This window comes from Aquiluna borgnonia, from assembly GCF_013283855.1.
Classification (GTDB): Bacteria; Actinomycetota; Actinomycetes; order Actinomycetales; family Microbacteriaceae; genus Aquiluna; species Aquiluna borgnonia.
Window position 1 is genome coordinate 257,528 of record NZ_CP054056.1, and the last position, 11,920, is coordinate 269,447.

The 11,920-nt window shown below is 55.3% G+C and carries 11 protein-coding genes; 9 read left to right on the top strand and 2 right to left on the bottom strand.

What is annotated here, in order from left to right:
• Positions 1–17: 17 nt before the first annotated feature.
• From mtrB to secA, 5 genes are all read left to right on the top strand, one after another.
• Positions 18–1,535, top strand: coding sequence for an MtrAB system histidine kinase MtrB (gene mtrB / locus HRU87_RS01375; RefSeq protein ID WP_173493183.1), 1,518 nt, complete (start codon positions 18–20; stop codon positions 1,533–1,535).
• Entirely contained in the window at positions 1,535–3,190 is a 1,656-nt protein-coding gene (locus HRU87_RS01380) for an LpqB family beta-propeller domain-containing protein (RefSeq protein ID WP_173493184.1), read from the top strand. Before mtrB ends, HRU87_RS01380 begins: the two co-directional genes overlap by 1 nt.
• Before the next feature lie 68 nt (positions 3,191–3,258).
• Positions 3,259–3,852, top strand: coding sequence for a ComF family protein (locus HRU87_RS01385; protein ID WP_173493185.1), 594 nt, complete (start codon positions 3,259–3,261; stop codon positions 3,850–3,852).
• A gap of 75 nt (positions 3,853–3,927) precedes the next feature.
• Positions 3,928–4,554 (top strand): ribosome hibernation-promoting factor, HPF/YfiA family, encoded by a 627-nt coding sequence (gene hpf / locus HRU87_RS01390; protein WP_173493186.1) that lies wholly within the window; start codon positions 3,928–3,930, stop codon positions 4,552–4,554.
• Between the two features lie 48 nt (positions 4,555–4,602).
• A complete protein-coding gene (secA, locus tag HRU87_RS01395; RefSeq protein WP_173493187.1) occupies positions 4,603–7,251 on the top strand; it encodes a preprotein translocase subunit SecA in 2,649 nt (882 codons plus the stop codon).
• Here the strand turns inward: secA and HRU87_RS01400 are convergent.
• Complete coding sequence (locus HRU87_RS01400) at positions 7,248–7,607, bottom strand: Rv3235 family protein (protein ID WP_173493188.1); 360 nt, start codon at positions 7,605–7,607, stop codon at positions 7,248–7,250. The genes secA and HRU87_RS01400 overlap by 4 nt on opposite strands.
• 195 nt (positions 7,608–7,802) lie before the next feature.
• Between HRU87_RS01400 and HRU87_RS01405 the strand changes: the two genes are divergently transcribed.
• The 3 genes from HRU87_RS01405 to HRU87_RS01415 are packed head-to-tail and all read left to right on the top strand — an operon-like array spanning position 7,803 to position 10,677.
• Positions 7,803–8,387, top strand: a complete 585-nt coding sequence (locus tag HRU87_RS01405; RefSeq protein WP_173493189.1) for a hypothetical protein — start codon at positions 7,803–7,805, stop codon at positions 8,385–8,387.
• On the top strand, positions 8,384–9,256 hold the full coding sequence (locus tag HRU87_RS01410) for a CpaE/TadZ family protein (protein ID WP_173493190.1): 873 nt from the start codon (positions 8,384–8,386) through the stop codon (positions 9,254–9,256). The genes HRU87_RS01405 and HRU87_RS01410 overlap by 4 nt, the downstream gene beginning before the upstream one ends.
• Positions 9,253–10,677 carry a sensor histidine kinase gene (locus HRU87_RS01415; protein WP_173493191.1) on the top strand — a complete coding sequence of 475 codons (1,425 nt, stop codon included), beginning with the start codon at positions 9,253–9,255 and terminating at the stop codon, positions 10,675–10,677. Before HRU87_RS01410 ends, HRU87_RS01415 begins: the two co-directional genes overlap by 4 nt.
• On the opposite strand, the gene HRU87_RS01420 is transcribed toward HRU87_RS01415, so the two are convergent.
• On the bottom strand, positions 10,674–11,318 hold the full coding sequence (locus tag HRU87_RS01420) for an SDR family NAD(P)-dependent oxidoreductase (RefSeq protein WP_173493192.1): 645 nt from the start codon (positions 11,316–11,318) through the stop codon (positions 10,674–10,676). The two genes, HRU87_RS01415 and HRU87_RS01420, sit on opposite strands and share 4 nt — an antisense overlap.
• A 103-nt stretch (positions 11,319–11,421) precedes the next feature.
• On the opposite strand from HRU87_RS01420, the gene HRU87_RS01425 reads away from it, so the two are divergent.
• Positions 11,422–11,907, top strand: coding sequence for a hypothetical protein (locus HRU87_RS01425; RefSeq protein ID WP_173493193.1), 486 nt, complete (start codon positions 11,422–11,424; stop codon positions 11,905–11,907).
• The last annotated feature ends 13 nt before the right edge of the window (positions 11,908–11,920 follow it).

Sequence of the window (11,920 nt, forward strand, 5' to 3'; positions counted from 1 at the left end):
ACCTGCTGCGGCGGTCGGTGACGGCTAGGACCGTATTTGCCACCGTTTCACTAAGTGCCATTTCTTTGGCGGCCCTCGGCGGCTTCCTGTCGTTTTCCCTCGCCAATAACTTCTACCAAAACCGCTTGGCTCAGGTGCTGAGCGAGACAGAACGTGCGGTCGGTTCAGTTCAGGGCACTATCGCAGCCGCCTCACTCACTGACGAGACAGCGCTTCAGACTCTCATCAACTCGGTAGTTCCATCATTGGAAATTTCCGGAGGTTCGGGATCTCGCCAAGTTGCACTGCTTCGAAGCCCAGGCCAGCCTCAGCTGCAGCTTTTCCAGTCACCAATTTCTGCGGATTTAGATCTGGCAACCATCCCCTCAGAACTTCGCGAGGCCGTGAGGGAATCGAGTGGAATCCTGACCTATACCCCGGTTTCGCTGGTTAGAGACAGTCAAGTGGTGCCGGGTATCACAGTTGGTGCCCCGCTGACCCTGCCGCTAGCTGGATCCTTTGAGCTTTACCTGGTCTTCGACCTAGCTCCCGAGCAGCAGGCGCTAATGACGGTTCAAAATGCCCTGGCATTGGGAGGGGTAATCCTGTTGCTGGCAATTTCCCTGGTGAGCTACTTCGTCACCAGGACCGTCGTTAAGCCTGTGGAGCAGGCCGCCTCTGCCGCGGAGGCGCTTGCCGAGGGCAAGCTGGATGTTCGCCTCGGTGAAAAGGGCAGTGACGTTATTGCCGTGCTGGCCAGGTCCTTCAACAAGATGGCCAATAACCTGCAGCAGCAGATTCAGCAGTTGGACTCGCTGTCCCGAATGCAGCGCCGCTTTGTCTCTGACGTCTCGCATGAGCTTCGAACCCCGATGACCACCATCAAACTGGCCGGCGAGGTTATCTTTGGAAACCGAGAAAAGCTTGACCCTGCCCTCTCGCGCTCCGCGGAGCTGATGCAGAACCAGATTGAGAGATTTGAGCGGTTACTGGCGGACCTGCTGGAAATCTCTCGCTATGACGCCGGTGCGGTAACCCCTGACATGGAGCTGCAAGATCTCAATGCCGTGGTTGGAGCTGCCATTGCAAGCATCGAGCCTCTGGCCAATAGCAAGCAGACAGAGATTGTCGTCAAGCTTCCCGGAAAACCGGTGCAGGCTGAGTTTGATGCCAAACGGATTGAGCGGTTGCTGCGCAATTTGCTCTCGAATGCTGTGGAACACGGCGAGGGCAAACCAATCGTGGTTGAAGTTGGGGAGAACAATCAGGCGGTCGCGGTTTGCGTCTCCGACCGGGGAGTCGGAATGACCAAGCAGCAATTGGAACGAATCTTTGATCGGTTCTGGCGAGCCGATCCTGCCCGCCAGCGCAGCGTGGGGGGAACGGGGCTCGGACTTGCAATTAGCAAGGAAGACGCCATTCTCCATCGCGGCTGGCTTCAGGTTTGGTCCAAACCCCAGCGCGGTTCATCATTTAGGCTCACGCTTCCCCGCCGAACCGACTCGGTGATTGCCAATTCCCCACTGCCACTACCACCAAGAACCATGGAGCTGTGATGAAAAAACTCCTCGCAGTCACACTCTTACTTTTTCTCACCGGCTGCGCGTCTCTTCCGACTCGGATTGACATCAAGAGCGGCCCAGAGCTGGTTGAGTCAGACCAGGTTGATTTGAGCTACTACACTCCGGCAGGGCCAATCGCCGGTGACTCAGCCCAGGGAATCGTCTCTGGCTTTCTAGCCGCCGGCACGGGGCCGCAAAACGATTACGCGGTGGCTCGCGAATTTCTGACCGACTCATTCGCGCAGCGCTGGAGTCCGGACTCTGGCGTAATAGTTCGTACCGGAGCTCCAGTTTTTGAGTCCGCAGGGAACACGCTGCAAATTGTAGAGATTGGTATCGCCGCTCGAATCGATGAACACGGGCGATACAACGATTCGGAGCTGGGAGAAAAAACCTCTCTTCGTTTCCAGTTGGTTCTGGAAGGGGGAGAGTGGCGCATCGCGTCAGCCCCAAACCTCACGGTGGTAACTCCGCCGGTTTTTGCCGTTGTATTCAACGCCTTCCCGATCTACTTTTTGGATGCCTCGAGGTCCCAGCTGGTGCCAGACCTGCGCTGGTTCCCCACCCGAGCATCAACCGGAACCAGGCTGGTGAACGCGCTTTTGGCAGGGCCCTCGAAGTGGCTCGGAGAGGCTGTCACCACGGCGGTTCCCCCTGCAACCCGGTTGACCATCGAGGCTGTAAACGTGCAGCAGGGAATTGCGCTGGTGGACTTTGACGGCACCGCCCTTGAAGCGGATCCACTCGAGAGGCGATTGATGCTCTCTCAGCTCAGGGCAACACTTCTGCAGCTCTCCGGAGTTTCCGATGTGGCAGTTTCGATTAACAACTCAGCCCAGGAGATTATCCCCGCAGATCTGCAGAGCACGAATCCCGGAGGTTTGGTTTACTTCGAATCTGAAAATGGCATTTTCCAGGTCAACGGAACCTCCAGCACCCCGCTGAGCGGCACCACAAACTTGCTTGCAAGCGAGGGGGCATATGACTTTGCGGTTGAGGAGGGTGGCGAGTCAGTTGCCATCGCGACGGACCAGGGTGTTTATCTCAGCCAAACTACCGGGCTCTCCAATCGCTCGGTATTGATTTCAGATCAAACCGACCTAGCATCCCTATTTTTTGACAGCTGGGGATACCTGTGGCTGGTTCCAGCTGCTGCGAATAAAGCCATTGAGGTAATCGGGCCTGATCGCTCTGTTCGGCAATTTGAAGATGGCGCAACCGATCAAAGAATCAGCTACAGCTTGAGCCCAGAGGGAATTCGACTAGCCACTTTGATTACCGGTGACGCCGGTCCGGAGGTGAGCGTCCATGGCCTTCTGCGCGACAGCAGAGGTTGGCCCGTGAGCACTCTGGGCTCCCTGAGGGTCCGCAACGTTCTCGGGGAAGCAATAGACGTAACTTGGCAGCAAAACTCCACGCTTCGGGTTTTGGAGCGCACCACTTCGGGCCTAACCGCAGTGAGCGACTACCCGGTCACGGGACCTCGCTCACAGCTGTCTATGCCTCCAACGGCAGGAACCACCTTGGCAACTGGACCCTCCGGTCTATCCACCTATCTGCTCTCTGAGGTGGGTGAAATCTGGGTCCTAAATGGCAGTGCGTGGCGGAGGTTGGGAACCAATGCCACCGCGCTTTCCACGGACGGCTAACGGCTTAGTTATCCCCAGGTTGCAGCTTTCAGAGTCGACTGATTGTCAGTCGATGAAATGCTCTCGCGATGCAAAAACTTCTGAATTGGCTATTTCCAACCCAATGCGTGGCTTGCGGCCAGGGGAGAGACCCAGTTTGCTCAGGGTGTAAACCGGTCTTTGCACCAAGTCATTTTGTTCGCGGAGAGCAGCAGCTAACTGCCCTGACGGAATTTGAGGGAAGTTTCAAAAACCTACTTGAGGGCTACAAGGACAAAAATCTGGTTTCCCTCAAGCCGCCGCTCGTTGAGCTCTTAAGACTGCAACTTGCACGGGCTGAGACACCAAGGTTTGACTTGGTGATGGTGCCACCGAGAAACTCCAAAAACTATCGCAAACGCGGGTTTGACCCTGCCCTTGAGATCGCAAGGGGAGGTTGTGGTCGCAACATCGTCAGGTCGTTTCGGGCAACCAGAAAACTGCAGGATCAGCGGACTTTGAGTGCCAGGCGGCGAATCGAGAATGTTGCTATGTCGTTTTATGCCGGGGACCTCAGTGGACGACGGGTGCTGCTGTTTGACGACGTTTGTACGACCGGTGCAACCATGCTGGAGATGGCAAGGGCATCCCGAGCTTCCGGTGCTCAGGTGGCAGCAAGCTGGGTGTTGGCTCAAAGAATTTAGAAAATGCTGCGCACTCGTCGGTGAATCGGCGTATCGTGAATTCGTAAGCAGCGTTGCTTTACACAGGAGGTAAAAATGGAACTAAAAATTACAGCCAAAAACCTCAATGTCTCGGATCGATTTCGAGATTATGTCTCTGAAAAAGCCGGCAAGGTTGAGCATTACTCCCACCGCCCGCAGGAGCTAAACATCAAGGTGACCCGTCATGATCACTCCAAGCATGCCGGTGTTGAGGACCAGGTAGAGATTACGGTTTACGAGCCGGGCCACGTGGTTCGTGCAGAGGCCAGGGCCAGTGACAAATTTGCCGCTTTTGATATCGCATTTGGGAAGCTGGTTGAGCGTTTGAGGCGCTACGCCGACAAGCACAAGGTGCACCGCGGAGGCGGCCACAAAAACCCCTCGGCCCAGGAGTTGGCTGCTACGGATTTTGCGTCCCTGGACATCAGGCCAGCCGACCATGACCTAATCACTGGAGCAAACCTTGAGGCAGAAGCTCAGGAGTCAGTTGACTACGGCCTATCTCCGGTGGTGATCAAATCCAAGGAATTTGCTAAGACTCCTATGACCAAGGACGAAGCCATTGGTCACATGGAATTGGTTGGTCACGATTTCTATCTATTTCACGATTCAGAATCGGATAAACCGGCGGTGGTTTACCGCCGAAAGGGATGGAGCTACGGGGTCATCTCACTCGTCTAGCCTTTAGGTTCGGCAGCTAGAATGGCTCCCGAACCCAAGGAGTTTCTATTGGCATCGTTGATTGACAAACTGCTTCGCGCCGGTGAGGGCAAGCTACTAAAAAAGCTGCACGCCATTGCCGATCAGGTAAATGCCCTCGAGCCGGAATTCCAGTCTCTCAGCGATGCTGAGCTGCACGACGAAACCAAGGCGCTGCGCCTTCGTTACGCCGAGGGTGAATCGCTGGATGATCTTCTTCCCGAGGCCTTTGCCGCGGTCCGCGAAGCTTCGGTTCGAACCCTGGGAATGCGCCACTTTGATGTGCAGCTGATGGGTGGAGCAGCGCTGCACCTGGGCAATATTTCCGAGATGAAGACCGGTGAGGGTAAGACTCTGGTTGCCACCCTTGCCGCCTACCTCAACGCCATCCCGGGACGAGGCGTCCACGTTGTCACAGTCAATGACTTCCTTGCCGGTTACCAGTCTGAACTTATGGGACGAATCTTCCGTGCCCTGGGCATGACCACAGGCTGCATCCTGGGTGGTCAGGACCCAGCGGTCCGCCGTGAGATGTACAACTGCGACATCACGTACGGAACCAACAACGAGTTTGGCTTTGACTACCTCAGGGACAACATGGCTTTGAATCGAGCCGATTTGGTTCAGCGCGGCCATTTTTTCGCGATCGTGGATGAGGTTGACTCAATCCTGATTGATGAGGCGAGAACCCCGCTCATCATCTCTGGTCCCGCTGCCGCAGACGTTAATCGCTGGTTTGGCGTTTTTGCCAAATTGGCTCAGAACCTGCAGGTTGACGTGGACTATGAGGTCGATGAGAAAAAGCGCACCGTCGGTGTTATGGAGTCCGGAATCGACAAGGTCGAGGACTACCTGGGCATTTCAAATCTGTACGAGACCGCAAATACGCCTCTGATCTCTTTCTTGAACAACTCGATCCGAGCCAAGGAGCTGTTCCGCAAGGACCGCGACTACGTAGTGGTAAACGGTGAAGTTCAGATTGTTGACGAGCACACCGGTCGCTTGCTCCCGGGCCGCCGTTACAACGAGGGAATGCACCAGGCAATTGAAGCCAAAGAGGGTGTGGCGATCAAGGCTGAGAACCAGACCTTGGCGACCGTAACCCTGCAGAACTACTTCCGCCTCTACGAGAAGCTTTCGGGAATGACCGGAACCGCAGAGACCGAAGCGGCCGAATTCATGTCCACCTACCGACTGGGTGTGGTTCCAATTCCCACCAACAAGCCAATGGTTCGTATCGACCAGGCAGACCTGATTTACAAAAACGAAGAGGTCAAGTTCCACATGGTGGTGCAAGACATCGCCGCCCGTCACGCCACCGGACAGCCGGTTCTGGTTGGAACCACCAGCGTTGAGAAGAGCGAATACCTCTCCAAGCTTTTGGCCAAGGCAGGCATTCGTCACGAGGTCTTGAACGCCAAAAACAACGCTCGCGAAGCAGTGATTGTCGCTCAGGCAGGACGATTTGGTGCGGTAACCGTGGCAACCAACATGGCTGGTCGTGGTACGGACATCATGCTCGGTGGTAACGCCGAATTCCTAGCCGTTCAGGAGATGGGCAAGCTTGGGCTGAGCCCGGAGGAGCAGCCCGAGGAGTACGAGGCAGCCTGGGATGAAGTTTTCGCCAAAGTCAAAGCCGAAGTCGCGGTAGAAGGGGAAAAGGTGCTGGCCGTTGGCGGTTTGTATGTGCTTGGCACTGAGCGTCACGAGTCCAGGCGAATCGACAACCAGTTGCGTGGTCGCTCCGGTCGCCAGGGTGACCCGGGTGAATCGCGCTTCTACCTCTCGCTCACTGATGACTTGATGAGGCTTTTCAACTCGCAAGCGGCTGCAGCGCTGATGAACCGCTCATCGGTTCCAGATGATTCAGCTATCGAATCCAAGTTGGTTTCCAGGGCAATTGCATCGGCCCAGGGTCAGGTTGAGGGTCGTAACGCCGAAATTCGCAAGAACATTCTGAAGTATGACGATGTCATGAACCGTCAGCGCGAGGCTATTTACACCGACCGCCGTCACATCCTGCAGGGTGAGGATATCTCCGGTACCTTCCACGCTTTCTTGGAGGAGACAGTCAAAGACACAGTGGCCAATAATCTTCCGGAGGGCAGCAGCCAGGACTGGGATTTGGAGTCGCTGTGGACGCAGTTGAAGACGATCTACCCAATTGGAATTGAGATTTCCGAAGTGCTGGAGGCAGTCGGTTCTCGAGCCAAGCTGACTCGAAACTGGCTCATCGAGGAAATTCTCTCCGACGCAAAGATCGCTTACCGCAAGCGGACCGAAGAGGTGGGCGAAGAGGTCATGCGTGAGTTGGAGCGCCGCGTGATGCTTTCGGTCATCGACCGCAAGTGGCGCGATCACCTCTACGAGATGGACTATCTCAAAGAGGGCATTGGCCTAAGGGCAATGGCCCAACGTGACCCACTGGTCGAATACCAGCGCGAGGGCTACGGCATGTTCACCGACATGATGGTCGGAATCCGAGAAGAGGCAGTCCAGTTCCTGTTCAACATTGAGTTGAAGCAGGCTGAGCCTCAGGTGGTTGAGGCTCAGCCGCAGCAGCTCACCTACTCGGCCCCAACCGAGCAGGGTGAAGTTGACGTTCACAGGGAAGACTCCGTACCCAAGCAGAACAAGCCCAACAAGGGTGGTCAGGGAAGCGCGTTTTTCAAGAACTAAATCAACACCAGCTCGGTAATGCGAAGTCGATCGTGAATCATCTCGCCCCGAAGTGAGACCGCCTTGGTTGACCCCGAGACTCTGAATAGCACTACGCCTTCGTAGCCTTCGGGATCGCTCAGGAATGTCCTTGACTTGCGCAGCGTGATGTCGGGTCTTGGCCCGGAGCCGCTCAGGGCCCGCTGGCGTGCCTCCTGCTTTGCCTTCTGACAAACCTCGTAGTAAATCTTGTCGGATAGCCATCTCGCCAGCTGCTCTGGTCGGCGCAGGCCAACCAAAATTTCAATGTAGGCCTGAGAGATTTCCGCGAACAGTTTGATCAGCTCAGGATTTTGAACATGTTTGTCTTGGCCCATGGTTTCCTCCTCGTTAGTGCCTTTGGGTTGCTTGAAGTCTCTCCGTAGCGTGGGGCCTGTGGGAAGCCCTTCTTTTGGGGCTGTGGATAACTTCTCAAAATCTGTAAAATTTGGGATAGGGCAACCTCTAAGACCTGTGGATAACCTCAAGCGAAGATCCTGGATTCTTGGCATCTTTCTTCTTCGGAGGTTCAGATGGCAAAAGTATTTAGGCGGGCAGTGCCGCGCTGGTTTCTGCTGACGCTGTTTTTTGGGGTTGGGCTAGTTGGGGTTGGTTACGTCGCCCTGAATCGGCCACTGCCAAGTTATCTAATCGCAAGCTCAAACCTCTCGGCAGGTCAAACTGTTCTAATCTCTGATTTTGAAACGGCCGCACTGGAGCTGGGGGAGGCATCCAAAGCCTACGTGACTCTTGAAAACTTTGAGCCGGGCATGCAGTTGATTGACCCAATACCTGCGGGCGAGCTACTTCCAAAATCCCGACTGACCCCGCAACTCGATCCAAATCTGACAACACTTCGAGTTACACCATCGCTGCCGGTTTCGTTAGCTGTAGTTCCAGGTTCTTACGTCGGAGTCTGGCAGTCCTTTGAAATTGAGGGAGAAATCACGACCTTGCAGCTCGTGGAGCGAGCAAAGGTCACCCAGGTGATTGCACCAGATGGCCTGTTCGCCAACGACACCGCTGAGGTTGAGCTGCTGTTGGATGTTGATTCCGCAACTTTGCTTATGGATGCCATTACTGCCGAGTACGAAATTTACCTGTTGAGGCGGCCATGATCAGCAGGACCGAGGCACCGGAAATTGTTCTGCCTACCTTTGGTCAACCAGTATCAGGTAGGTCAGCTTTTGTGGTTGGGGTCTGGGGATCAGCAGGTTCGGGCAAGACTACGGTGGCATGCAACCTGGCTTTTGAATTGGCTGAACTAGGGACTTCGGTGCTGCTTGTCGATGCCGATGGTCGAAGACCTAGCATCGCTGCGCTGATGAACCTGGTCGAGAGTGGTCCGGGAATCACGGCGGTTACCCGGCTTGGACGACAGGGCAGGCTGGACGAATCCGAATTACGTCGGCTCTGCACAGAAATCCGCTTCGAAAACCACACACTTGACGTTCTTACGGGCTTGAATATCCCAAACCGCTGGCCAGAGTTGGATAAGCCAGGCCTTGAGGCATTGCTCAAGGTGGCGGGAGAAGTTCATGATTTTGTGATTGTTGACCTCAATGATGAGTTAGAGAGCGGATTGATTTCCTCTCGAGCGGAAGGCGAGCGGAATCTCGCCACTAATTTCTTTACAGAGACCGCGGATGTTGTGCTTGGCGTGTTTGCAGCGGACCCAGTGGGGATCAATCGCTTTTTATTTGAGGCTCGTGATGTTGGTTTTGATTACTGGCCGATTGCCAATCGGGTGACACCAACCACAATTGGAAAGCATCCGGAGCGTCAAATTCGAGAGAGTATGGCAAAGCTCGGGAGAATCACGCCGCGAGCTATGCTCCCAGATGATTCAGTTTCCGCCCATTGGTCCCTACTCAATGGCAAGCCGCTGAGATTTATGAGCAAGTCATCCAAGCTAGCTGCAGCGCTGAAACTGCTGGCGCTCGACCTTTTTGACAGCCGGGCCGCAACGCTAAACTCTGGCATGTGAGTGATAAGCCAGCCCTTAGCGAGTGGCTCAGGACGTTGGTGTCCGAGTGGCAGCTGATAGCTGACCTAGCGTTCGGAGATCTGGTGCTTTGGGTGCCCGTCAAAAACTCCTTCCAAGCGGCAGGTCACGCCAGACCGGCGGCTGCGGCCACACTCTTCTACCGCGATATTGCGGGTTCTCCTTCTCGTTTCGATTGGGAGAGCGCAATCTCAGAGGCATTCAACTCTGGACTTCCTTTCATCCCGGAGGGAACCTCACAGTACGAGGGAATTAACACCAGGTTTGCCGCCTACCCGGTGTTTTCTCCAAACCGAAATTCGGATGATTTGCCGCTGGCTGTTATTACGCGCCACACCAACCTTGGAGAATCTCGAGTCCCAAACCGAATCCAGCTGAACTACCTGGCGGTGGCGAACCAGCTCTTGGACATGGTCTCCGCCGGAGAGTTTCCTATTGCTGAGGGGGGCACCTCAACCAAGCGCGGAGCACCGCGCGCCCACGATGGCTTCGTCAGACTCGATCAGAGCGGTCGAGTGGTCTTTGCCAACCCCAACGCTCTCTCACTTTTCAACCGTGCGGGTGTGGATGGTGAACTTGAGGGCAGATTATTTGCCGAGACCGTGAGTGCACTCGGGGCAAACAACTCGCCGCTTGATGAGGGCTTGCCGCTGGTGCTAACCGGCAAGGGCTCCTGGCGAACGGACATGGAGTTTTCCAGGCTCACCATTGCGGTGCGCTCGATTCCGATTCGTGAGGGTGGCAAACGAACCGGCGCGATTGTGCTGTGTCGCGATGTTTCAGAACTGCGTTTCCGCGAGCGTGAGCTGATCACCAAAGACATGACAATCCGAGAGATTCACCACCGAGTCAAGAACAATCTGCAAACCGTGGCATCCCTGCTTCGAATTCAATCCAGACAGTCCGACTCGGTGGAGGTGAAGGAATCACTTGCTCAGGCAATGCGCCGAGTCAGCGCAATCGCTGTGGTGCACGATGTCCTTTCGGAGGGAATTGACCAGAAAACTTCGTTTGATCAAATCTTCAAGAGGATTTTGCTGCTGGTTCCAGAGATTGCCGGATATCACACCACCGTCAAGACTGAATTTGTTGGAAGCTTCGGAGATCTCTCCGCTGAGAGAGCGACCCCGCTGGCGCTAGTGCTAACAGAGGTTGTCGCTAATGCCGTGGAGCACGGCCTGTCAGATAGAAGTGGAACCATCACGGTGGAAGCCAACCGAGAGGGCAAACACCTCGGCATCACGGTGTTCGATGATGGCGTGGGTCTACCCGAAGGAAAAGTTGGTTCAGGCCTGGGCACTCAGATTATTACCACCCTGGTTGAATCCGAGCTCCGCGGCAAAATCCTTTGGACCTCGCCAATTCGCGGGGGTACCAAGGTGAGTATTGACCTTACGGTCTAGTTGATTGTGGCCAGCAATTCTGCCGCAGCAGCCTTAGGTTCTAGTCCGGCAGGGAAAGCTGGCGCGGTTCCAAATAGCGGCCTCGAAGCCAAGCCGGTTTCGGTGTGGCCGAGTACGGAGCTGACTACCTGAACTCCATCGCGGCGCCACTCTCTGGTTACGGCGGTCAAGAAGCCGTGCAGAGCGGCCTTTGATGAGCTGTAGTGAGACATGTTTGGCAGCGGAGTTTGCGCCACGATGCCTGTAACACTGAGCACGAAGGCTTGTTCGCGTCCTGCGAGATTGTCTTTCAGAAGGTTGAGAAGCCTCACCTGTCCCAGGTAGTTGATGCGGTTCATTCGCTCAACCTGGTCATGGCTAGCCTCGGTAGCTGGTCCAAATCCCACTACACCTGCGCTGAGGATCACTCCATCCAGCGGCACCTCGGCATTGAGGTAGTTCGCCAACGTGGTAATTGACTCGTCACTGGTTAGATCGAGCAGTAGTTTCAGGTTTGCGGAGGCAGGAATCCTTTGGGCCGATTCTGCACTGGTTGCCGTGCCGTAGAGGTTTGCCCCAGCTTGGCTGAGCGCTTCGACGAAGTTAGCTCCGAGCACGCCGGAGGCTCCAACAACGAGAATGTTTTTACCTGAAAAGTCCATGCTCCTCTCAACCCTTACCCCGCAGACTGTATTTCTTCGAAACACAGTCAATTTAGTCAGTGGGCAAAAGTAAACTTTCGGTAATCCCCAGGAAAGAGACCCCTTGAAAAAAATTGCAATCACGGCCATCGGCCTACTCCTGCTTGCCGGCTGCAGTTCTGAAGGGACAGTTTCAGCTCCAGCTGCCTGTGAAGGCGTGGAGGTCAAGGTCAACTTCGGAATCCTCAACCAGGATCCGATTAGCAACTGTGTTGAGGTGACCGAATCTGAGATTCTCGCTAGCGACGCACTTGCTGCTTCGGGTATTGAGCTAGAGGGAACCCTCACCTATCCGGACGCAATTGTCTGCCGCGTAAACGGCTTGCCAAGCGCCACTGAGCCAATCGAGGTTGAGGGTCAGGAGCCCCACCTGGAGTCATGCGCTGACATGCCTCCGGCTTTTGCCTACTGGGCACTCTGGGTTGTGAACGATTCTGAAATCGGCTGGGAATACGCCATGGAGGGTGCCAGCACGCTCAAACTGAAACCTGGTCAGTCCATTGGCCTGGCGTTTGCAAGCGGTGAAGAAGCTCCGACCCCCGACAACTAGCGTGGAATATCGG